Origin of the sequence: Xanthomonas sp. NCPPB 3583 (assembly GCF_041475715.2) — a bacterium.
GTDB classification, from domain to species: domain Bacteria; phylum Pseudomonadota; class Gammaproteobacteria; order Xanthomonadales; family Xanthomonadaceae; genus Xanthomonas; species Xanthomonas euvesicatoria.
On the sequence record NZ_CM191263.1, the window covers coordinates 3,139,133 to 3,162,275 of the forward strand.

Consider the following 23,143-nt stretch of genomic DNA (forward strand, 5'->3'; position numbering starts at 1 on the left):
CGACATAACGCGGACGCGCCGGACGCGATTTGCGCACTCCGTGCGCCAGCGCACGGTCAACGTCTGCACCGGAGGCGCGCAAGCAGCGAACTCGGTCACACATTGCAACTTTTCCTGGCTGCATTTGTGTCGTGCGTTGACACATTCGGAGTTGCAGCACATGACCGATCGCACATTTTAAAGCTGAATTGTCGACATCCGTGCTATTTCAGCGGCGTTCATAAGTTCGCTACGAACAAAAATATTCGCAATTGAATAACTTGTCGCGTCCGCTCGTCCTGCCTAGGTTTGGCTTGCCCGCATCCGCGGACATCCCCCGATCACACGGAGAGTCACTGGTGAAGAACGTTTTTCTCGCATCGTTTGCAGCAGGCACGCTGGCCGTTGTTGGCGTCCTCGGATCGGCCCAGGCGCAGTCCGTGCGCGGCCCGCTTCCGTTGACCATCGAACTGTCGCCAGTGGCCGACCAGGCTGGGCGTCATCAGGGCAAGATCGCCGTCACCGTCACCAATAACGGCAGCCAGACCGCACGCGTGCCGACGTACCAGCTGCCGCTGAAATCGCTGGATAACGGCATTCTGGAAGTGAGCCGCGACGGCAAGCCGGTGGACTACACCGGGCGCCTGGTCAAGCGCGGCCTGCCCAAGGCCGCCGACTTCACCATCCTGCAGCCAGGCCAGAGCGTGAAGGGCGAGGTCGATCTGGCCGGCGCCTACGATCTGTCCACCAGCGGCAACTACACCATCCAGGTGCGCTCGGCGCTGCAGTACGCTTCCTTTTCCGACGGCAGCCTGATGAAAGCCGCCAGCGGCGAGCCGGCCGTCGCCACCAGCACCCCGCTCACCGTGTGGCTGGACGGCGTCAACCGTGGCGTACAGCGCCAGCTCGCAGTCGGCCCGACCGCCGTGGTCAACGGCATCAATTACCTCAACTGCAGCACCACCCGCACCAGCCAGATCGCCAGTGCCGTCACTGCCGCGCGCAACTACTCGCAGAACGCGCGCAACTACCTCAATGCCGGCAGCACCGGCGCGCGCTACACCACCTGGTTTGGTGCCTATAACGCCTCGCGCTACAGCCGGGTCAGCTCCAACTTCGTCAACATCGACAATGCGCTGGACCAGAACAACGGCCAGATCACCATCAATTGCGGTTGCACCGACAGTGCCTTCGCGTACGTCTATGCCAACGCGCCTTACGAAATCTATGTCTGCAATGCGTTCTGGAGTGCATCGACCACCGGCACCGACTCCAAGGCCGGCACGCTGGTACACGAGATGAGTCACTTCACGGTCGTCGCCGGCACCCAGGACCGCGTCTATGGCCAGTCCGGCGCGCGCAGCCTGGCGATCAGCAACCCGGCGCAGGCCATCACCAACGCCGATAGCCATGAGTACTTCGCCGAAAACACCCCGGCGCAGAACTGATCGCTCCATCGCCTGATACGACAAAGGCCCGGCATCGCTGCCGGGCCTTTGTTGTTTCCACCGCGCCGATTACTTGATCAGGCGCAGCGCGAACGGGTAACGGTAATGCTCGCCGTTGTTGGCCTTGACTGCGGCCAGGATGCACAGCACCAGGTTGGCAATCCACACCAGCGTCGGCAAGAAGAACAGGATGCCGAACGAGACAATGGTCAGGATGATCGCTGCCACGGTGGCAATGAGCACGGTGATCTGGAAATTCAGCGCTTCCTTGGCTTGATCGGTCGCGAACGGCTTGGACGGGCTGGCGTCCTTGCTGATCAACCAGATCACCAACGCACCGACGAACGAGGTCACGATGCCGAGCAGATGCGCGGCCAGCGCGAGCGTACGCTCCTCCGACGGACTGGTGCCGACCGGTGGCGGTGGCGGTGCGGCGTGCGATTCGAATTCGCTCATCATGTCTCCCCGTGCATGGTTGTGGTGCGGCGGACTATAGCAACGATTCAGCCAGCCACCAGTGCGGAAAGACATGGGTGCGGGGCCCGGCCATGGCTGCAATCGGCCGCGCCATGGCGAAAAAGACCACCCTGCCTTAGTGCGAGCTGGTGCCGCCCACAAGACGCAGAGGGCTTATTCACGCGCGTCGCAAGGTGCGTAGGTAGCGCTCGCACGTCGCGCGCGCCGCCGCAAGATCCATACCCCATTGCGCATATCGCATCCGAGACAGCGGCGGTGACCGTGACCTGCCCGCTTCGGCGTTACGCAGATGCATCGTCAGGTGCGAGCGGCGGCTCGTGGGGCGTGCGCCTACACGACAAGCCGCCCGGAAACCGGCGAAGCCGGCACAGCGGTGCCGCTCAGCTGTCGCCTGCCACCGTCATGCGGTTGATCAGCACAGAGCCGATCTTGACGTGCGAGCGCGGGTCGACATCGCTGCCCACCGCTTCGATGCCGGCGAACATGTCGCGCAGATTGCCGGCGATGGTCAGGCCATCGACCGGGTAGGCAATCACGCCGTTCTCGATCCAGAAGCCGCCGGCCCCGCGCGAATAGTCGCCGGTGACGGGATTGACGCCGTTGCCCATCAGTTCGGTGACCAGCAGGCCGCGCGACATGCCGGCAATCATCGACGCCAGATCGCCCGCATTGGCGGTGACCTGCAGGTTGTGGACGCCACCGGCATTGGCGGTGGTCTGCAGGCCCAGCTTGCGCGCCGAATAGCTGCCCAGCACATAGCGCTGCAGCACACCGTCGCTGATCAGCGCCGAACGCCGCGTCGCCACGCCTTCGCCGTCGAAGGCGGCCGAGCGCAAACCGCGGCGCAGGTGCGGCAGCTCTTCGATGTTGAACCAGTCCGGGAACAACGTGCTGCCGACGCTGTCGAGCAGGAAGCTGGCACGGCGATACAGCGCGCCGCCGGACACCGCGCCGAGCAGGTGGCCGACCAGCGAGCGCGCCACTTCCGGAGCGAACAGCACCGGCAACTGACCGGTGGGCAGCGAACGCGGCTGCAAGCGCGCCACGGTACGCGCGGCGGCATGGCGGCCGATGGCGTCGGGCGCTTCCAGGTCTTCGCGTGCCAGTGCACTGCTGTACCAGCCGTCGCGCTGCATGCCGTCGCCCTGCCCGGCGATCAGCGCGCAGCTGATCGAATGATGGGTACCGCGCTCGCGGCCGATGAAGCCATGCGAATTGGCGTACACCGACAGGCTCAGCCCGGTGCTGGCCGAGGCGCCGTCGGAGTTGCTGATGCGCGCGTCGGCGTCGCGGCCGGCGGTTTCGCAGGCCAGCGCCAGATCCACGGCGGTATCGGCGTCCAGCGCCCACGGATGCCAGCTGTCCAGCTCGGGGAACTCGCGCGCCATCAACTCCGGGTCGGCCAGGCCGGCGGCCACGTCGTCTTCGGTGAAGCGGGCGATCGCGCAGGCCTGCGCCACGGTGGATTCCAGGCTTGAATCCTGCAGGTCGGCAGTGCTGGCACTGCCCTTGCGCTTGCCGAAGTAGACCGTGACCGCAATGCCACGATCGCGCGTGGATTCGACCGTCTCTACAGCGCCCAGCCGCACATTGACGTCCAAGCCGCGCTCTTCGCTGCAGCTGACTTCGGCCTGCGTGGCGCCGGCGGCGCGCGCGCGCTCGAGCAGGCGCTGGGAGATGTCGGTGAGCGCATCCAGGCGCTGCAGGCTGTCGTCGGTGACGCGGATTTCGGAGGAGAGTGCGTTCAATGCTTTATCCTTGGAAACGCGGATCCGTCCGCGAAAGCCCGGCCATCCATGACCGGAATGTTTGAATTCGGTGCGGAGTTGTTCCGCCGACGCCCGGCCGTTCGAGGCCGCAGATGTTTATCAACCAAGTTTCGGGATGTGGTGGCAATGCGCGGACGCGATGAAGAGACCGGTGAATTTCGTGGCGCCAGCCGCAGCCAGCAGCGGCGCGAGGCGCTGGAGATTTTCGACCTGGGCGAAAAGCTGGTGGCGCTGACCCCGGCGCAGCTGGCCAAGTTGCCGGTGCCCGAATCGCTGATCCCGCATATCGAAGAGAGCAAGCGCATCACCTCGCATATCGCGCACAAGCGGCAGCTGGCGTTTCTGGCCAAGCACATGCGCCGCGAGGACGAGCAGACCCTGGCCGCGATCCGCGATGCGCTGGACGCCAACAGCGATACCGCGCGCCGCGAAGTGGCGGCGATCCACCGGGTCGAACGCTGGCGCGAACGCCTGCTGGCCGAAGGCGACGTGGCGCTGGCCGAACTGCTGGAAGCCTACCCGGCCGCCGATCGCCAGCAACTGCGTCAACTGGTGCGCAACGCGATCCACGAACGTGCCAAGAACAAGCCCCCGCGCGCCTACCGCGAGCTGTTCCAGGTGCTGCGGGAGCTGTCTCAAGAGCAGGGATTGGAGCGTGGGGATTCGGGATTGGAAGACGACGAGTCGGCGGCGGAAGGCGACGAGTAAGGATTCACGGAAGCGGCGGCGCAGTCGCCCGGCAGTGATCGCAGACCGGCCCGACTTCCACCGCCAATTCCTGCTGCGACGCATCGAGGTCGACGCGCCGTAAGCGCCAGACACACGGCAACGGACTGCCGCTGCGACGACCTCCAAATCCCGATGCCGCAAGCGCATCGGGACCAGTGCATCGCAAAGGCCTGACGCACTGCTTTGCGCTCCTGCCGCTACGATTCCCAAATCCCGATTCCCGATTCCCCGCATCTCAGGCCTGCGTTCCGCCAACCGTGATGCCGTCGATCAGCAGCGACGGCTGGCCGACGCCGACCGGCACGCTCTGCCCGTCCTTGCCGCACACGCCCACGCCTTCGTCCAGCGCCAGGTCGTTGCCGATCATGCGCACCTTCTGCATGGTTTCCGGGCCGTTGCCGATCAGGGTGGCGCCCTTGACCGGTGCGGTGACCTTGCCGTCTTCGATCAGGTAGGCCTCGGTGGCCGAAAATACGTATTTGCCGCTGGTGATGTCGACCTGGCCGCCACCGAAGTTCACCGCGTAGATGCCCTTCTTGACCGAGCGGATCATCTCTTCCGGGTCGTGCTGGCCGGCGCGCATGTAGGTGTTGGTCATGCGCGGCATGGTCAGGTGCGCGAACGATTCGCGGCGGCCGTTGCCGGTGGGCGCCACGCCCATCAGGCGCGCGTTGTGGCTGTCCTGCATGTAACCCACCAGCACGCCGTCTTCGATCAGCGTGGTGCACTGGCTGGGCGTGCCTTCGTCGTCGATATTGAGCGAGCCGCGGCGCCCGTCCAGGGTGCCGTCATCGACGATGGTCACGCCCGGCGAGGCCACGCGCTCGCCGATGCGGCCGGCGTAGACGCTGGTGCCCTTGCGGTTGAAGTCGCCTTCCAGGCCGTGCCCCACCGCCTCGTGCAACAGCACGCCGGGCCAGCCCGGGCCGAGCACCACCGGCATCACCCCGGCCGGCGCCGGGATCGCGTCCAGATTCACCAGCGCCTGGCGCAGCGCTTCGCGCGCAAACCCTTCCGGGCGGCCGTCGGCGAACAGTTCGGCATAGCCATAGCGGCCGCCGCCGCCGGAATAACCGGATTCGCGCCGGCCGCCCTGTTCGACGATCACCTGCACGTTCAAGCGCACCAGCGGCCGCACGTCTGCTGCCAGCACGCCGTCGCTGCGGGCGATCAGCACCGTGTCCACGCCGCCGGACAGGCTCACCATCACCTGCTTGACGCGCGGGTCGGCAGCGCGCAGGAACTGGTCGATCCGGCGCAGCAGGTCCACCTTGGTGGCGCTGTCCATGTCGTCGATGGGATCGGTGGCCGGGTACAGCGCACGGCCATTGCCGCGTACCAGCGCGCGGGTGGATTGCGCCCCGCCCTCGCGCGAGATCGCGCGCGCGGACTGTGCAGCTTCCAGCAGCGCATCGCGGTGGATGTCGTCGGAATAGGCGAAGCCGGTTTTTTCGCCGGCGATTGCGCGCACGCCCACGCCTTGTTCGATGGAATGCGCGCCGTCCTTGACGATGCCGTCTTCTACGCTCCAGCTCTCGCGCCGCGAATGCTGGAAATACAGATCGCCGAAGTCGATGCCCGGGCCCAGCAGGGCGCCGAAGGTGCGGTCGAGATGGCCGGCGTCCAGGCCGGAAGGAAGCAGCAGCCGGGTTTCGGCCAGAGTGAGAGCGTTATCGGTCATGTGGTCAGGATGGGGCCCGCGCGCCGGGGAGACAAGTCGTTCGGCTGAACATGCGCGCGGCTATCATCGCTGGCCAGTTCTTCACCGATCGCCCGCGCATGAAGCTCATCGCCTACGTCCTGGATGGCCATACGCTGGACATCCGCCCTGCCCCGCACGAGCGCGCGTGGATGGATGCCACCGACCAGCGCTACGCCTACCGCTGCCTGCCGCTGGCGATCGCCAATGCGCATGGCTGGGAGCTGCTGTGCCAGTCCGGTTTCGAGGCCAGTTGGGACGGCAGCGACGCACTGGCGGCGATCAGCATCAGCGCCGATGCCAACACGCAGGCACCGGCGATCAGCCACTTCGGCTATGGCGTGCTGACCTTCCACGTACCGTGCCTGTTCCGCACCGACACCGGCATCGATCTCTTCGTCACCGGGCCGCTGAACCGGCCCAAGGACGGCATCGGCGCGCTGAGCGGCATGGTGGAAACCGACTGGAGCCCGCACACCTTCACCATGAACTGGCGCTTCACCCGGCCCGGGCGGGTGCGCTTCGAGGCGGGCGAACCGTTCTGTCATCTGTTCCCGCTGCAGCGGCAGTTGATCGAGCAGGTGCAGCCGCAGTGGAAGCCGCTTTCCGAAGCGCCGCAGCTGGCGCAGCAACACGCCGACTGGACATCCAGCCGCACGCGCTTCCTGGACGAACTGCCCGATGCGCAATCGGCGGCGGCACGCGAAAAATGGCAGCGTGGCTATTTTCTTGGTGTGGCCGCACCCGGGCAGCCGCCGGTGCCGGGGCACCGGTCGCGGCTGCGCCTGCCGATGTTTACCCGTGCCGGCAGCGAGGACGCGCCCGCGGAGTGAGGCCGACGGAGTCCGTCAGCGCTGCGTCGGATCTGGCTTGCCGGACCTGCCGGAGGGGGCGGCCGGTTTGCTCGGCGCCCGCTCGCGCGCCTCGCGCTCCACCACGTCCACCTGCGGGTCTTTCCATGGCCCGGTGACGTGATAGGTCTTGGCACCGATCGCACCCAGCGGTTTGCCGAGCACCGCGTTGGCCGCTGCGCCGACGGCGGCACCCACCGGGCCGCCGGCCACTGCGCCGACCACGGTTAGCAGGTTGCCGGCCTTGGGGTTCACGTCCACGGTCTGGTCGAAGGTCTGCGCGCGCAGGTCGGTCTGGCCTCGGATCGCGATGTCGGCAGCCGGGCCTTCGATGCGGATGGCATCGGTCCGCGCGAAGCCCTCGCCGAAGCGCACCTCGCCGGCCAGCTTGTTGAAGGCCAGCCCCTTGGAGAAGAAATCGCGGAAGTCGAACATCAACCGGCGTGGCAGCTGCGCCACGCTCAGCAGGCCGAGCACGCGGCCGGCGCCCGGGTCCACTTCCAGCAATTGGCCATTGCGCACATCGACCTTGAGGTTGCCGTCCAGCGAGCCGAGCGCGAAACCGGTTGGTGAGCCCTGCCAGCCGGCATTGAGCTCCAGTTGCCCTTCGCCGCCGCGCAATTGGCCGCCCAGGGTGAGGTTCTGCAGCAGATTGCCCAGGTTGCGGCTGTCCACGCGCGCCGACAACCGCGTGCTGGCCGCCTCGCCCTTGCCGCGCCAGGCCCCGGTGAGGCCGATGTTCTGATCGTCCGAGCGCAGTTGCAGCTGATCCACCTGCATGCCATCGGTGAGCCGGCTGCTGCGCAGGGTGGCTGCGCCGAAGGTCATCTTGCCGATCTGCAGATCGTCGATATCCAGCGCCAGCGGCGGGATCGACACCGGGTCGAATTCGGCCACGGCACGACGCGCGGGCTCCGGCAACGCGCCTGCCAATGGGTCGCCGGGCTCTGGCGCGGCCGGCTCGGCAGGCGCCTCCACCGGCTGCCAGTGCACGGTCTTCAACGTGCCCTGCACCGTTGCGCCGTCGGCATTGGGAACGGTGAGCTGGCCGGCCAGCGAGGGGCCGTCCAGCGTCACCGCCACCGTGTCGCGGGTGGGGCGCAGCCGCAGACGCGTCTGCGGGAACACCCCACCGATCATCAGCAACCGGTCTGCCTGCACATCCACCTGCTGCAACGGCATCGGGTCTTTGGTGGGCACGGCCGGCTGGCCGGGCAACGGTGGCATGTCGGCGTCGCCGCTGCTGCCGCTGCTGCCGCTGCTGCCGCGCGCCAGGCTGATCCAGTCGATCGCATCCAGCGAGGCGGCGCGGCCGGTGACCACCAGCCCGTTGGCGGGTGGCCGTTCGGTGACGGTATCGGTGCCCATCACCACACGCACGCCGGTCTGCGCGCCATGGCTGCTGGCCTTGAGCGCCACCAGCTTGCCGAACCCCACATCGATGTCGCCATCGCCGAGCGGCAGCGCGACCCTGACCCGGGTGTCCAATGGCTCGCTGGCTGCCTTGTCCAACGGCGCGGGCAGATCCAGCGTGGTGCCGACCAGATTGGAGCGCAGCGTCAGCACCGCGTTCGCATCGGTCTGCCCCGGCGGCGGCAGTGGCACATCCACGCCCACCTGCCATGGCGCACTGCCATGCACGTACGGGCGCAGCCATTCCATCTGGGGTGCACGGTCGAACAGTTCCCTGGCATCTAGGATGGCGCCCAGACGTGCTTCGAAAGCTTGCCTGGGGTCCTGCACCAACCCGCCGGCGCGCAACGACAATTCGCCGCTGCGGCCTTCGTGCTGCACGCTCAGCCGCTCGGCGGCAAAGCCGGTGTCGCGATACTCGGCCTGCCCGCTGACCTGGTCGAAGGCCAGGTCCCAACGCGCGTCGGCCAGCTTGGCGCCCTGCAGGGCCACCGTGCCCTGCAGATGGCCACCGGCACCGTGCGTCCGCAAGGGGCGCAGCAGGTCGAAGGTCACGGCGGCCGGCCCGGACACGGTGAGATTGCGCAAGGTGTCGCCATAGCGCCGCTCCAGCGGACTCTTGCGCAACATGCCGAGCAGTTGCGCCGCATCGGCCTGCGTGGATGCGCGCACGTACAGTTCGGAGGTGGCAAAGCTGGGAATACCCGCTTCCAGCTGCGCGACCGGGGTACCGGCCAGATCACCCTGCCCTTGCAGCGAGAAGCCGTTGCCGATGAAGCTCAGGTTGGCCTGGACCTGCTCCATCGCCGGCCAGTCCGGCTGGAAGCGGATCACGCCATCGCGGATCTGCCCGAACGCTTCGAAGCGCCCGTCGTTGTTGTCGAACGGCCAATCGTCCAGATCGCCGCTGACCAGGCCAGTGCCGCCGGTGACGGTGCCGCCGGCCACGGCCATGTCGAGCCAGTCGATGGCGGCCTCGCTCATCTTGGAGCGGATCCAGAACTTGCGCGCCACCGGCAGCGCCACATCGTCCAGTTGGGCCGCCAGCTGCATGCGCGGGCGGCTGCCATCGCCCTGGAACCACAGCCCGCCACGCACGTTGGCGCCGTAATCCTTGCCCTGCACGCGCAACGCCGGCGTGGCGACCTGCCAGCCCGCGCCTTCGCGCCAACCGACGATCTTGCCGGCCAGCTGGATCTCGTGCACCACGCCGAAGCCGGTCGGCCAGTCGAAACGCAGCGTGGCGTCGGGCGCGGGATCCAGCTCGACGCCCTGCGCATCCCCATCGAGGGTGCCTCGCAGGCCACTGATGCCAGGCGCATTGCCCACCGGCAGAAACGCCAACGCTTCGATCTGGCCCCGCGCGCGCAGCGCACCGCCTGGCTCGCCGGCGACCTGCAGGTCGGCCACGCGCAGCTGCGGTTTGGACAGGCTCAGCCAACGCCGCAAGGCGGGCGACAACTGCTCGCTCAAGGCGGCAGCTGCAATCAGGCCCGAGACATCCACATGCTTGCCCACCACCGCATAGCGGCGCCCGCCGGCAATGCTCAGCCCGTCCAGGTGCTGCAGTTGCGCTGCCGGGCCCAGGCGCAGCAGCGGCGCGTCCACGCGCCATCCGCCATCGATGGTCTGCCAGCGCGCAAGCGCCTGCAGCCGTTCCCAGGTGAGCGTGCGCCGCGCGGTCTCGTCCGGCAGCGCGGCCCCGGACAGGCGGAGCTGCTGCAGGTCGACATCCACGCTCACTGCAGCGATCCGGCGTGCGCGCAATTGCGCCCAGGCCTGCAAGCGCCCACCACCGCCCTCCACGCGCATTCCGCCGAACTGCAGCAACGACGCCCATGCGGACAGGTCGGCCGGATCGGCTTGCACATAAGCGCTGCCGTCGCCGCTGTCGCGATCGAATTCCAGCACCGCCGTCAGCGGCGCGCGCGTGAGATCGATCCAGCTACGGCTGCCCACCTTCACCGTCGAGCCGCTGACGCGCAGGCGCAGGTCGATGCGCGGCAGCGTGGTGTCCAGGCCGATCGAAGGCGCGGCCACGTGCAGTCGGGCTTCGGCCAGCTGGATCTCGCCCAGCCGGCGCAGCGCATCCAACGGATCGGAGTTTCCGCCGCTGGGCATGCCCTGGACCGACCACACACCGTCGTCGCTGCGCTGCAAGGTCAGCGCCAGGCCGCGCAGCCGTATTTCGGTCAGCGAATGGCCCGGCAGCAACCCGGCGTACATCGCCAACAGCACCTCGGCCTGGCCGACGCGCACCTCGCCGTGCGGACCGATACGCAGCCCATCCAGCCGCAGCAGCGGACCGCGCCGGGTCCATTCGGTCTGCAGCCGGTCGAACGCAATCGGCTGACCGGCACGCTGGCTCAGCCACTGCGCAATCTGCTGCGGATGTTCCTCGGCCAACGGCAGCGCCTGGCTGGCCGCGCCCACCAACAACGCGACCGCCACCAGCGCAAGCGCGCAGGCAGTGATCGCATAGCGGCGAAACAGACGAAGACGGCGGCGCAGCGGGGTGGGCATCAGGAGCGGGGATTGGGCATTGGGCATTCGGGATTGGTTACAGCGTGTCCAAGCACGGTAACGTCAACGCTCCTGCTGGCCGCACATCATGACGGGGCCGGCTTTTACAAATCCCGAATCCCGGATCCCCAATCCCGAACTCACAGCAGCACCACATCGAACTGCTCCTGCAGGTACTGGTCGTCGGACTGAAAGCGGATGCTCTTGCCGAGGAACTCTTCCAGTTCGGCCACGGCGGCGGACTCTTCCTCGGTGATGCGGGCGACCACTTTCGACGAGGCGATCACCAACAGGCGCGCGGCATCGAACTGGCGCACGGCGCGGGTGATCTCGCGGAAAATTTCGTAGGTCACCGTTTCGGCGGTCTTGATGGTGCCGCGCCCGCCGCACTGGCCGCAGGTTTCCGAGAGCTGGCGCTCCAGGCTTTCGACGGTGCGCTTGCGGGTCATCTCCACCAGGCCCAACGGCGAGAACTCATACACCGTGGTCTTGGCATGATCGCGCGCCAGCGCTTTTTCCAGGGTGCGCAGCACCTGCCGGCGGTGCTCCGCATCGTCCATGTCGATGAAGTCGATGATGATGATGCCGCCCAGGTTGCGCAGGCGCAGTTGCCGCGCCACCGCCTGCGCGGCTTCCAGGTTGGTGCGGAAGACGGTTTCTTCGAGGTTGCGCTGACCGACGAACGAGCCGGTATTGACGTCGATGGTGGTCATCGCCTCGGTCTGGTCGATCACCAGATAGCCGCCGGATTTGAGCGGCACCTGCTTGTTCAGCGCGCGCCCGATCTCGTCTTCAACCCCGTACAGGTCGAAGATCGGGCGGTCGCCGGTGTACAGCTCCAGCCGCTCGGCCAGCACCGGCATGTACTTGGCCACGAACGCCTGCAATTGCACGAAGGTCTCGTTGGAGTCGACCTTGACCTTTTCCACGTCGCGGCGGATCAGGTCGCGCACCGCGCGCAGCGGCAGGCTCAGGTCTTCGTAGATGATGCTGCACGGCGGCGCTTCGCGGCCGCGGCGCTCGACCACGTTCCAGACCCGCGACAGGTAGGCGATGTCCTCGGCCAGCGCCTCGGCCGGCTGGCCTTCGGCATTGGTGCGGATGATGTAGCCGAAGCCGCCATGCTGGGCCGAGACCTCGCTGACGATGGTCTTCAGGCGCAGCCGCTCGGCTTCGTCTTCGATGCGCGCCGACACCCCAACCACCTTGGACTGCGGCAGCAGCACCAGATAGCGCGAAGGGATGCTGATCTGCGTGGTCAACCGCGCACCCTTGGTGCCGATCGGATCCTTGACCACCTGCACCACGATCTCCTGGCCGTCGCGCAGCAGCTCCACGATCGGCACCGAGGCCGGCGGCGGCGGCGGGATCGGGGTTTCTTCGGTATCGACCACGCTGGCTGGTGCCGGTGCCAGACGGACCACGTCGTTGGCGTGCAGGAACGCGGCACGCTCCAGCCCCACTTCGACGAAGGCAGCCTGCATGCCCGGCATCACCCGCTGCACCTTGCCCTTGTAGATATTGCCCACCACGCCCCGGCGCCAGCCGCGCTCGATGTGCAGTTCCTGCAGCATGCCGTTCTCGATCACCGCCACACGGGTCTCGCGCGGGGTGACGTTGACCAAAATCTCTTCCGACATCAATGCGCTCCGAAGGCTGTGAGCAACTGCGAGGTGTGGTACAGCGGCAATCCCATCACGCCGGAATAGCTTCCGGACAGATGGCGGATGAAGCGTTCGGCGCGGCCCTGGATCGCGTAGGCGCCAGCCTTGCCCATCGGCTCGCCGCAGGCGGCGTAGGCGGCGATCTGCGCATCATCGAGCGTGTCGAAGGTAACCTCCGACACCACCAATGCCTGGGCCGGCGCGCGCTGTGCGCAGACTAGAACCACCGCCGTGAGCACCTGGTGGGTGCGACCGGACAACGCGCGCAGCATGGCAACGGCATCGTCCACATCGACCGGTTTGCCGAACACCCGCTCGCCCAGCACCACCTCGGTATCGGAGCCCAGCACGATGGCGTCGGGGTCGGCGGCCTGTACCAGCGCCAGCCCGGCATGCGCCTTCTCCAACGCAACGCGCTGCACGTACTGGTCGGGCGATTCGTCGGCTGCGCGCAGCTCGGGCACATCCAGTTGCAGCGTCTGGAACGGCACATCCAGGCGTTGCAGGAGTTCTTGTCGGCGCGGCGAACGGGAAGCGAGATAGAGCATCCGTCCAGCATACCTGTTGCCCGCACTCGCCCGCTTGCCTGGTGAACGCACACACCGTTGCCGACGGCGCTGTCGTGCTCGACTCACAACATATTCATCGAGCTGCCAACACGCTCGCCACACAGACAAGGAGATCTCATGCGTACCCATCTCAAGCCGTTGTTGCTGGCCCTGTCCATCGCTGCCGGAACCGCCATGACTGCCCACGCCCAACCTGCGTCCAGCTACACCATTCCCAGCGACGGCACCCTGCTCAACGTCTCGGCCGAGGCCGAAGCCAAGCGTGTGCCGGACATCGCCACGCTGTCTGCCGGGGTGGTCACCCAGGCCGCCGACGGCAACGCCGCCATGCGCCAGAACGCCGAACAGATGAGCAAGGTCATGGCCGCGGTCAAAGCTGCCGGCATCGCCGACAAAGACGTACAGACCAGCGGCATCAATCTGAGCCCGCAGTACACCTACAAGGAAAACGAAGCGCCCAAGATCAACGGCTACCAGGCCAGCAACACGGTCAGCCTCAAGGTGCGCGACATCACCCGCCTGGGCAAGGTGCTCGACGCCCTGGTCGCGCAAGGCGCCAACGACATCAACGGCCCCAGCTTTTCGATCGACCAGCCCGAGCCGGTCTACGACGAAGCCCGCGTTGCCGCACTGAAGAAGGCCCAGGCGCGCGCCGAAACTTACGCCAAGTCGCTGGGGCTGAAGGTGCGCCGCATCGTCAGCATTTCCGAAGGCCGCAGCGGCGGCGCAGTCCGCCCGATGATGATGGCCGCCTCGATGCGCTCGGCAAAGGCCGAGATGGACACCCCGGTCGCCCCCGGCGAGAGCACCTTGTCGATCAACCTGGATGTGACGTTCGAGCTGGGGCGTTGACAGGGCAGACCACCGTCAAGCCACTGCGTTTGCACTGCCCTCCTCGGAGGGCAGTGTCGTTTGTACGCTCGGTAAAGCGCACCGCACCTCCGACCGTTGGCAGTCGCTGATGGTGACCAGTCACTAGCGACTAGCTACCTCTCTAAAGCAAAGGCACTACTTAGGTGCAAGTGCCCACAGTCACAACGACTTATCCTGAATGCGCGTTTTCGGCTGTTTGTGCTTAAAAAAACATGAAATTTAGCGAAATCATTCTTTAAGCAAGCGCGACCGCTCTCTAGCATCGATTGTCAGCGCACCGTCATCTTCGTGACGGCGCCCATCTGGAGAGCGATAGAGATGACCAGCCACGCCGCGCGGCAACGCCGCCCGTTTCGTTCCACGTCGCCTGCGCGCTATGGCCGCATCAGCATGCTTGCGCTTGCCCTGAGCGGCGCCGTCGGCATGCTCGCGACCGGCACTGCAGCCGCGCAAAGCACCACTGCCGGCATCTACGGAAGCGCGCCGGCCAGTGCAGGTGCAACGGTCACCGCGCAGAGCGACACCGGTTTGACGCGCACGGCAACGGTCGATGCCAATGGCCGTTATGCCATTGGCAACCTCCCGGTGGGCACCTACACCGTCACCCTGCAACGCGAAGGCCAGGCCGCCGAGACCCGCAAGAACATCGCACTGCGCGTTGGCGCCGGCACCGATGTGTCCTTTGGCAGCGGCAATGCGTCCGACGACACGGCCACCCTGGGCACCATCACGGTGACCGGCAAAAACATCTCGCCGGTGGACGTCTCCGCCACTGCTTCACGCACCGTCATCACGGCCGAGCAACTGCAACGCTTGCCACTGGCACGCTCGGGCGAAGCGATTGCGCTGTTGTCGCCGGGCGCGGTACAGGGCAGCGGTTATTTCGGCAACGCCATTTCCTTCGGCGGCGCCGGCGTGACCGAGAACGCCTACTACCTCAACGGCTATCTCAGCTCCAATCCGCTGACCAACATCGGCGGCGTCACCCTGCCCTACGGCGCCATCGACCAGCAGGAAACCTATACCGGCGGCTACAGCGCCCGCTACGGCCGTTCGGCAGGCGGCGTGCTCAGCCAGGTCGGCAAGCGCGGCACCAACGAGTGGCATTTTGGCGGCCAGATGCTGTGGCGGCCGAAGAGCCTGTCCAGCGACTACAAGAATGTCTTTTATCCGAATACCGCACCGCCTGCCGGCTATGAGTACAGCGATGAAAGCCTGCCCGGCACCTTGTACCGCAGCCGCAAGGACGACCAGGCATGGAATACGGTCTACAGCGCCTACGCGGGCGGCCCGCTGATCGAGGATCGGCTCTTCGTTTTCATCGCCGCCGAACAGGAACGCACCGAAGGCGCGTCGACCGCCAGCCGCGACAGCCCGGTCATCGGCCGCAACAACTACCGCATTGATGAGCCGAAGGTCTACGCCAAGATCGACTGGAATATCAACGACAGCAACGTCCTTGAATTCACTGGCGTAAAAAACAATTACCGCGAGAGCGGTGTCTATAGCGCTTTCAATGGCTACGACGGCATCACCTCGGATGCAGGCGATGCATTCGCCGACACCGTGAAGGTCAACGACCGTTACTACATTGGCAAGTACACCAGCTACATCACCGACGCACTGACCTTCAGCGCGACCTACGGCAAAAGCCAGCAGAGCGACTATCGCAACAACCCGAGCACAAATCCGTATCTGTATTCCGCCAACCTGCAGGACCCCGCCGTCACTGGAGGTACCGAGATCCGTAACAATCAGACTTCGTCTCAAGGACGCGACGGCGAAAACCGCACGCACGGTCTGCGCCTGGATCTGGAATACGTGCTGGGCGCCCATACGCTGGCCGCGGGCGTCGACAATATGTACTTCAACGCCGACAACGAGGGCGTGGTCACGACCGGACCGGGTTATACCTGGACCTACGGTAATTCGTCGCGTCCGGATTTGCCGATCAGCGGTTCGCTAGGCGTTGGTCCGGCAGGCGGCAACGGTTACTACGTGTATCGAGGCGTTTACAACACGTCTACCAGCATGTCGGTCCGGCAGAAGGCTTACTTTCTGGAAGACAAGTGGCAGGTGACCAACAACCTGTTGCTGACACTGGGCGTACGCAACGACAAGTTCACTAACTTCAACGATGCCGGCACGCCATATGTCGAAAGCGGCGACCAGTGGGCGCCGCGCCTGGGCCTGAGTTGGGACGTCTTCGGCGATTCGTCATTGAAAGTCTACGGTAACGCTGGCCGCTACTATCTGGCCCTGCCCAACAGCGTCGCCATCCGCGGTGCATCACCATCAACCTACACCCGCGAGTACTTCAATTACACGGGCATCGACGCGCAAGGCAATCCCACCGGCCTGACCCCGATCGCAGTCGACCCAAGCGTGGGTTTCTCCTGCGGCGGCAACGTGGTCTCCTCCAATCAGGAATGCGGCCAGCCGACCGACTCGGCCAGCGTTGCCGCCCGGGATCTCAAGTCGATGTACCAGGATGAGTTCATGGTCGGCTTCGACAAGACGCTGGGCAGCGACTGGGTTACCGGCGCCAAGTTCACCTACCGCAACTTGGGCACCACCATCGACGATGTCTGCGATTCGGACAAGATGCGCACCAAGCTGACTGCGATCGGCGTTGACCCCAGCACCGTCAATGTTCCCGGCTGCGTCATCTTCAACCCGGGCGAAACCAATTCCTTCAGCCTGGCTAACCTGGATGGTTCCGGCCGCACCGCGGTTTCGATGTCGTCGGCCGATTGGGGCTTCGACAAGAAGGCCAAGCGCAAGTACCTGGCACTGGATCTGTTCCTGCAGCATCCGTTCGACGGCAAGTGGGAAGGCCGCATCGATTACACCCTGTCGCGCAACTTTGGGAACACAGAGGGCCAGGTGAAATCCGATATCGGGCAGACCGACGTGTCCAAAACCCAGGACTGGGATGCCGCTGCGCTGATGTGGTATTCCGGCGGCTACCTGGCCAACGATCGGCGCCACCAGATCAAGATTTACGGCTCATACCAGATCGCATCGGAATGGCTGATCGCGGGCAATATCCGCGTCCTGTCCGGAACGCCGCGGTCCTGCCTGGGCTATGTCAGCACCAACGGCACTGATGAGTCTTCCGATGCGGGCGACCCGGTCGGTTACGGCTCGGCTTATCACATCTGCAACGGCCAGCCATCGCGTCCTGGCGACGCCGGCCGGTTGCCGTGGACCAAGATCGTCGACCTGGGCCTGACCTACCGCCCGGCATTTGCCGACAAAAAACTGGCCGTTACCCTGCAAGGCTTCAACATCTTCAACGAACGCAAGCCGCTGCAAGTGGACTCCACCTGGGAAGACAGCCCCTACACCCTGTCCAACACCTATGGCATGGGGGTCTATTTCACTCAGCCCCGCTACGCCGTGCTGTCCGTGTCGTACGACTACTGACGCACTCTCCCGTCAGCGTCGCTTCCCCAGCCCTGCGAAGGGCTGGGCTTTTCTTCGATCCACGCCCAGCTTCGGCTGGGCGTTTTGCTTGCGCGGATGAGTGCCGCGGCTGGTCCATGCGATATGCGTGAGCCGCAACGCATCCCCAAGCACCATGAAAACGACGCGTGCCGCGTTGACGGCTCGATGCAACCCCGCGCATTTGCGCGGCGCTTGTGCGGTTGCCACCACTGCGGTAAACCTACGCCACCGGATGGTGATGTGCGTCCGGCTCGCGCTGGTCCTTTCCGCAGTTCCGTTCTGGAGGTGGATGATGGTTCGCACGCAATCGCAGGTTTCTTCCCGTCCCCTTGGCATCGACCCCTCCCGCGTTCTGGCGATGAGCACGGCCGTGGCATTGCACCTGCTGGCCGGCGGGTTGTTGCTGATTCCGCTCTCGCACCGGGCCATTCCGCAGCAGACCGCGCCAAAAGAGCGCTGGCTCATGCCGGTCAGCATCCCGACGCCGCCACCGCCGCTGGTGTTTCCAGTCGAAGTAAAGTTCACGCCGAAAACGCATTCACCGACCAAGACGCTGCCGGTGCCGGTACAGACCCCGGTGATCAGTGAACCCTCCGTTGTCGACAGCGCACCGGCTGCCGTTGCCGCAACGGTCTCCGACGCTGTTGCAGACAGCGCTCCGACAACCACCCCACCCAGCGGCCCGGTCGAAGCAGGGCAATTGCAGTATCTGAGTTCGCCCGCGCCGAGCTATCCGGCGGCTGCACTGCGTGCAGGGCAGCAAGGCACGGTGGTGCTGCGCGTACTGGTTGGCACCGATGGGCGTCCGGCCGAAGTGAGCGTGCAGACCAGCAGCGGCCATCGCGTGCTCGACCTGGCCGCGCGTAGCCAGGTGCTGCGCAGCTGGCGCTTCCAGCCGGCGATGCAGAACGGCCAGGCCGTGCAGGCCTATGGTCTGGTGCCGGTGAGCTTCTCGCTGAACTAAGTGGCGACTGGATGCGGCGGCCTGCAACCGCAGCCGCCGCATCGATGTGGCTCTGCGCACCAGTTCCGTTAGGCGCTCTTATGCGCGGTGATACGGATGGTTGGCCAGCATCGCCGCGGCGCGATACAGCTGCTCGGCGACGATCAGGCGCACCAGCATGTGCGGCAGGGTGAGCGGGCCGATCGACCAGCTTTCGCTGGCGCTCTTGAGCACCTCCGCCGCGTGGCCTTCCGGCCCGCCGATGAGAAACGCCAGGTCGCGGCCCTGTCCGCGCCAATGCTCCATGCGTTGGGCGAGCTGTTCGGAACTGAGCGGGCGCCCGGGGACATCAAGCGCCACCACGTAGGCATTTTTTGGCAGCGCCGCGAGCACGCGACGGCCTTCGTCGTCGGTCGCGCGCTGCGCATCGCGGCCCTTGCCGCGCAGGCCGGGCTCGATCTCGACCAGCTCCAGCGGCATCCAGTGCGAAAGACGTTTTTGATATTCGGCAAAACCTTGCGCCACCCAGCTTGGTGCGCGCTCGCCGGTAGCGATGAGTCGGCATTTCATGGCCACATGATATCCGCGTCACAGCCCGGGCAGCCCGCGGCGATTTGTCACCGCGTGTCATGGTGTGGTTACAGCTGGCAATTAGTGTCGCTCGACCACCCAGCCACGCAGGAGTCGTTCGATGCCGATTTTCGATCCCGCCCGCCGCCAGGTTCTCAAGGGCAGTGCTGCCGTCATGGCCGCCGGCGCCCTTGGCAGCTTGAGCGCGCTGCAGTCGCGCCAAGCCCAGGCCGCCACCTCGCCTTCCACGCAGCTTGCACCGGTCCCGAGCCGGTACGGCCCGCTCGCCCCGGTCGCCGACCAGAGCACCGGTTTGCCGCTGCTGCAGCTGCCACAGGGTTTCAGCTATCGCTCGTTCGGCTGGAGCGGCGACCGCATGGACGACGGCCAGCCCTGCCCCGACCGCCACGACGGCATGGCCGTGGTCGGCCTGCGCCGACCCGACTGGCGCCCCGGTAGCGACCCGCTACGCGGTCTGGAATATGTGCTGATCCGCAACCACGAACGCGGCGCAGGCAACCCGTTCCGCGCACCGGCGATGTACGACACCGGCATCGTCAGCGGCACCCAGCAGGCCGGCGGCGGCACCACCACGCTCAGCTACGGCCGGCGCGGCTGGGGCAGCCTGGAGCCCAGCCTGGGCGGCACGCTGGTCAACTGCGCCGGCGGCCCCACGCCTTGGGGCACCTGGCTGAGCTGCGAAGAGATCAAGACCAATACGGTCTCCAGCACCGGCCGCAAGCATGGGTACGTGTTCGAGGTGGACCCGGACAGCCACCGCACCACCGGCCGCCCGCTGGTGGGCCTGGGCCGTTTCAGCCATGAAGCGGTGGCGATCGATCCGCGCACCGGCATCGTCTATCTCACCGAAGACGACCGCAACAAGGCCGGCCTGTACCGCTTCATCCCCAACGACCGCCGCGGCCGCAATGGCTCGCTGGAAAACGGCGGGCGATTGCAAGCCGCGCGCGTGCGCGGGCGCCGCAATGCCGATCTCACCGTGGCCAGCATCGGCCAGCAATTCCAGCTGGAATGGGTGGATATCTCCGAGCCCGACCTGGACAGCATCGCTGCGCCGGCCGGCTTTGCCGATATCGGCGCCAACGACACCCTGAGCGGCCCGTTCGCGCAGGCCTGGGCCGATGGCGCGCTGCGCATGAGCCGCGGCGAAGGCATCTGGTACAGCTACGGCAAGATGTTCATCGTCGACACCAGCACCGGCGTGGATGCGCAGGGGCGCCGTGGGTACGGCAACGGTGCGGTGTGGGTACTGGACCTGTTTACCCAACGCCTGAGCGCGCTGTTCGTCAGCGGCAATCAGCTGGCTGCGCACAACCCGGATAACGTGACGGTGAGTGCGCGCGGCGGCGTGGTGTTGTGCGAAGACGGCGGCGAAAGCCCGGACCAATACGGCCCCGGCGCGCGTCTGCTCGGGCTGACGCGCAACGGCGCCTCGTTCTATCTGGCCAAGAACAACGTGCAGCTGACCTCGCAGCAGATTGCCGATGCCGGCAAGACGATCGCCGAAGGCGACTACCGCGACACCGAGTTCTGCGGCGCGTGCTGGGACCCGTTGGCGCGCACCTTGTTCGTCAACATCCAGACGCCGGGCATTACCCTGGCCATCACCGGGCCGTGGGAACGCGGACCGCTGTAAGCGCGTGGCGCTGCGCACCTGCGGTATGCATGTCCCGAACAGCGCGTGGCCAAGGAATGCACGACGCCGACCGATTGCGCAGCGAACGCCCCACACAACAACGGCGCCCAAGGGCGCCGTTGTTGTCTCTGCGCGCCTGCGGCGCACCTGCGCAGACTCAGCGCAGTTCGTCGGACTCGTCTTCGTCGGACGGGCGTTGATCGCCCACGGTCCACAGACGCTCCAGTGCATAGAACTCGCGCACGCGCGGCAGCATCACATGCACCACCACATCGCCCAGGTCGACCAGGACCCATTCGGCTTCGCGCTCGCCTTCCACGCCCAGCGGCATCACGTCCAGACGCTTGGCGAACTTGACCACTTCGTCGGCGATCGATTTGACGTGGCGGGTCGAGGTGCCGGAGACCACCACCATGTAGTCGCAGACGCTGGACTTGCCGCGCACATCGATCTCGACCACGTCCTTGGCCTTGAGTTCTTCGACAGCCTCGCGCACGGTAGCCAACAGGGCCGGCACGGACGGCGGCGGGTTCGGAAGGGAGGTCTTGATGACTTGGGCTTGGCTGGTCAAAGCGGCAACTCGATGGAATTGGCGTGAATTATAGGCCGGTCCGGCAGCACGCGTGTTCAGGTAGCCGGGCGGACGCTGCGGTACAGGCCTTCACGCTGGATCATTGCGGCCACCGGGGGCGGCACCAGACGCTGCCATTGCGCGCCGGTGGCGATGCGTGACCGCACCGCACTGGCCGATTCGCCGCGCAGTGGCTGATGCAGCAGATACAGGCGGCCGGCCGGCGCACTGACCAGCTCGTCCGCGCGTGCGACCCAGCGGCCCTGCACCATCGCGGCCAGCTGCGGTGCGTCGGCCAACGCCAAGGGTGTGCCCGGACGGGCGGCAACCACGAAATGCGTCAGCCCGAACAACGCCTCCCACTGATGCCAATGGTGCAGCCCGACGAAGGCATCGGCGCCGAGCAACCAGGCGATCGGCACCGTAGGGCCAAGTTCGGCACGCAGCTCGCGCAAGGTATCGACCGTATAGGACGGCGCATCGCACTGCGCGGCGCGCTGCAGTTCGCGGGTATCCAGTTGCAGGCCTGGAGAGTTGGCCAGCGCCAGTTGCAGCATCTGCGCACGCTGCGCAGCGGTGGCACCGGGTGCAGGGCGATGCGGCGGGTCGGCCGCCGGCACCAGTTGCACGCACGCGCCCAGTTCGTCGCGCGCCGCGCAGGCGATGGCCAGATGGCCCAGGTGGATCGGGTCGAAGGTGCCGCCGTAGTAAAGATGGAGCTGGGAATCGGGATTCGGGATTCGGGAACCGGAAGAGCCGGGGTCTGCAACGTGGTCGGGATGGGAGTGTTGCTGTTCCTGCGATCCGGAAGAGCTGCTTGCAGGGCTGGCCTGCGCAAGCTGGTCGGAATGGGCTCGCTGCCGGTCACCCTGCCCTTCCCGGCTCCCCGGTCCCGGGTCCCGGGTCCCGGCGTCCCTGGCCTTCACGCCAACAATCTCACCGCGCGGGCTTCGGCCACGGCCACCAGCAGGCGTTCCAGACCAACCCAGGCATCGCCGTCGGCGCGGCCCTTGGCCATGCGATCGACCAGCCCGGCTTCGGCGACGAAGCGTTCCCAGCGGTGCGGTTCGGGGTGACGCTGCAGCGCGCGCTTGAAGGGCGCCTGGCGCGATTCCCACAGCCCTTGCGCCTTCATTTCGGCAGCCAGGTTGCCGCCGTTGGCCTGCACCTTCGCCAGTGACGCGGTGCGCAGCAGTTCCTTGATCAGGATCGGCATCAGCGCGGCGACCGCCTCGCCTTCGCCGCGCAGGCCGGCAAGCATGCGGATCACCGCGGCCGGCTGCCCGGACAACGTGGTTTCGGCCAGCCGGAACACGTCGTAGCGTGCGGCATCGGCCACCAGCGATTCCATCGCCTCCAGATCCAGCGTCTTGCCGTCGGCCAACAGGGCGAGCTTGTCGATTTCCTGCGCGGCGGCGAGCAGGTTGCCTTCCACCCGCTCGCTCAGGCGCTGCACGGCAGCGGCATCGGCGCGCAGGCCGTGCGCGCGCAGGCGGCGCTCGATCCAGTCGGACAGTTCGTGCGGTTTGATCGCCCAGGCCACCGCGATGGTGCCGATGCGACCGACCGCCTCCGCCCACTTGCCGTGATGCGCCTTGCTCCAGTCGTTGGCGGTGATCAGCAGCACCACGTCCGGCGGCGGGTTGGCGCAGAAGCGGGTGATGACCTCGGCCCCGTCCTTGCCGGGCTTGCCGCTGGGCAGGCGCACTTCGACCAGGCGGCGCGGACTGAACAGGCTGGGCGCATTGAAGCTGGCGTCAAGCTGGTTCCAGTCGAACTCGCGGCCATCGGCATCGAACACTTCGCGTTCGCCGATGCCTTCGGCGCGCGCGCGTGCGCGCACCGCATCGGCGGCCTCAAGCACACGCAAGGTCTCGGGGCCGGCGATCAGATACACCGGCTGCAAGGGCTGGCTGGACTGGCCGGCCAGCTGCTCTGGGCGAAGTTCCATCACCGAA

General features: G+C 66.4%; 17 protein-coding genes. 7 read left to right on the forward strand and 10 right to left on the reverse strand.

Annotated features, from left to right (window positions below):
• The first annotated feature begins 338 nt into the window (after positions 1–338).
• Positions 339–1,427: a M35 family metalloendopeptidase gene (locus ACCQ07_RS13740; protein ID WP_008573158.1), complete on the forward strand. Its 1,089-nt coding sequence runs from the start codon at positions 339–341 to the stop codon at positions 1,425–1,427.
• A 69-nt stretch (positions 1,428–1,496) separates the two neighbouring features.
• Here ACCQ07_RS13740 and ACCQ07_RS13745 read toward each other — a convergent pair whose 3' ends face one another.
• Both ACCQ07_RS13745 and pmbA read right to left on the reverse strand, forming a co-directional pair.
• Positions 1,497–1,958, reverse strand: coding sequence for a DUF4870 domain-containing protein (locus ACCQ07_RS13745; RefSeq protein WP_014090566.1), 462 nt, complete (start codon positions 1,956–1,958; stop codon positions 1,497–1,499).
• Between the two features lie 326 nt (positions 1,959–2,284).
• Complete coding sequence (gene pmbA, locus ACCQ07_RS13750; protein WP_218503247.1) at positions 2,285–3,652, reverse strand: metalloprotease PmbA; 1,368 nt, start codon at positions 3,650–3,652, stop codon at positions 2,285–2,287.
• 147 nt (positions 3,653–3,799) lie between these two features.
• Here pmbA and yjgA point away from each other — a divergent pair, with 147 nt between their 5' ends.
• Complete coding sequence (gene yjgA, locus ACCQ07_RS13755; protein ID WP_008573162.1) at positions 3,800–4,381, forward strand: ribosome biogenesis factor YjgA; 582 nt, start codon at positions 3,800–3,802, stop codon at positions 4,379–4,381.
• A 256-nt stretch (positions 4,382–4,637) separates the two neighbouring features.
• Here the strand turns inward: yjgA and tldD are convergent, their stop codons facing one another.
• Positions 4,638–6,083, reverse strand: coding sequence for a metalloprotease TldD (gene tldD / locus ACCQ07_RS13760; protein WP_011347993.1), 1,446 nt, complete (start codon positions 6,081–6,083; stop codon positions 4,638–4,640).
• A 98-nt stretch (positions 6,084–6,181) separates the two neighbouring features.
• On the opposite strand from tldD, the gene ACCQ07_RS13765 reads away from it, so the two are divergent.
• Positions 6,182–6,934, forward strand: a complete 753-nt coding sequence (locus ACCQ07_RS13765) for a DUF6065 family protein (protein WP_014090569.1) — start codon at positions 6,182–6,184, stop codon at positions 6,932–6,934.
• A gap of 15 nt (positions 6,935–6,949) precedes the next feature.
• Here the strand turns inward: ACCQ07_RS13765 and ACCQ07_RS13770 are convergent, their stop codons facing one another.
• From ACCQ07_RS13770 to ACCQ07_RS13780, 3 genes are all read right to left on the reverse strand, one after another.
• Entirely contained in the window at positions 6,950–10,888 is a 3,939-nt protein-coding gene (locus ACCQ07_RS13770) for a YhdP family protein (protein ID WP_372364147.1), read from the reverse strand.
• Positions 10,889–11,028: 140 nt separating this feature from the next.
• Positions 11,029–12,528, reverse strand: a complete 1,500-nt coding sequence (gene rng / locus ACCQ07_RS13775; protein WP_011347997.1) for a ribonuclease G — start codon at positions 12,526–12,528, stop codon at positions 11,029–11,031.
• The gene (locus ACCQ07_RS13780; RefSeq protein WP_011347998.1) at positions 12,528–13,100 is read right to left on the reverse strand and encodes a Maf-like protein; all 573 of its coding nucleotides are present in this window, start codon (positions 13,098–13,100) and stop codon (positions 12,528–12,530) included. The genes rng and ACCQ07_RS13780 overlap by 1 nt, the downstream gene beginning before the upstream one ends.
• Before the next feature lie 138 nt (positions 13,101–13,238).
• Between ACCQ07_RS13780 and ACCQ07_RS13785 the strand changes: the two genes are divergently transcribed.
• The 3 genes from ACCQ07_RS13785 to ACCQ07_RS13795 all read left to right on the forward strand — a co-directional run bounded on the left by ACCQ07_RS13785 (position 13,239) and on the right by ACCQ07_RS13795 (position 18,408).
• Positions 13,239–13,973 carry an SIMPL domain-containing protein gene (locus tag ACCQ07_RS13785; protein WP_008573166.1) on the forward strand — a complete coding sequence of 245 codons (735 nt, stop codon included), beginning with the start codon at positions 13,239–13,241 and terminating at the stop codon, positions 13,971–13,973.
• Positions 13,974–14,312: 339 nt separating this feature from the next.
• Positions 14,313–17,423: a TonB-dependent receptor gene (locus ACCQ07_RS13790; protein ID WP_136732742.1), complete on the forward strand. Its 3,111-nt coding sequence runs from the start codon at positions 14,313–14,315 to the stop codon at positions 17,421–17,423.
• Between the two features lie 310 nt (positions 17,424–17,733).
• Complete coding sequence (locus tag ACCQ07_RS13795; protein WP_071118012.1) at positions 17,734–18,408, forward strand: energy transducer TonB; 675 nt, start codon at positions 17,734–17,736, stop codon at positions 18,406–18,408.
• A gap of 78 nt (positions 18,409–18,486) precedes the next feature.
• Here the strand turns inward: ACCQ07_RS13795 and rlmH are convergent, their stop codons facing one another.
• Complete coding sequence (rlmH, locus tag ACCQ07_RS13800; RefSeq protein ID WP_003486825.1) at positions 18,487–18,957, reverse strand: 23S rRNA (pseudouridine(1915)-N(3))-methyltransferase RlmH; 471 nt, start codon at positions 18,955–18,957, stop codon at positions 18,487–18,489.
• Between the two features lie 121 nt (positions 18,958–19,078).
• On the opposite strand from rlmH, the gene ACCQ07_RS13805 reads away from it, so the two are divergent.
• Positions 19,079–20,614, forward strand: a complete 1,536-nt coding sequence (locus ACCQ07_RS13805) for an alkaline phosphatase PhoX (RefSeq protein ID WP_057681410.1) — start codon at positions 19,079–19,081, stop codon at positions 20,612–20,614.
• A 157-nt stretch (positions 20,615–20,771) separates the two neighbouring features.
• On the opposite strand, the gene rsfS is transcribed toward ACCQ07_RS13805, so the two are convergent.
• The 3 genes from rsfS to holA are packed head-to-tail and all read right to left on the reverse strand — an operon-like array spanning position 20,772 to position 23,136.
• Complete coding sequence (gene rsfS, locus ACCQ07_RS13810) at positions 20,772–21,185, reverse strand: ribosome silencing factor (protein ID WP_005912943.1); 414 nt, start codon at positions 21,183–21,185, stop codon at positions 20,772–20,774.
• A gap of 56 nt (positions 21,186–21,241) precedes the next feature.
• Positions 21,242–22,111 (reverse strand): nicotinate-nucleotide adenylyltransferase, encoded by an 870-nt coding sequence (nadD, locus tag ACCQ07_RS13815; RefSeq protein WP_218560200.1) that lies wholly within the window; start codon positions 22,109–22,111, stop codon positions 21,242–21,244.
• A complete protein-coding gene (gene holA, locus ACCQ07_RS13820) occupies positions 22,108–23,136 on the reverse strand; it encodes a DNA polymerase III subunit delta (RefSeq protein WP_014090574.1) in 1,029 nt (342 codons plus the stop codon). Before holA ends, nadD begins: the two co-directional genes overlap by 4 nt.
• Positions 23,137–23,143: the final 7 nt, after the last annotated feature.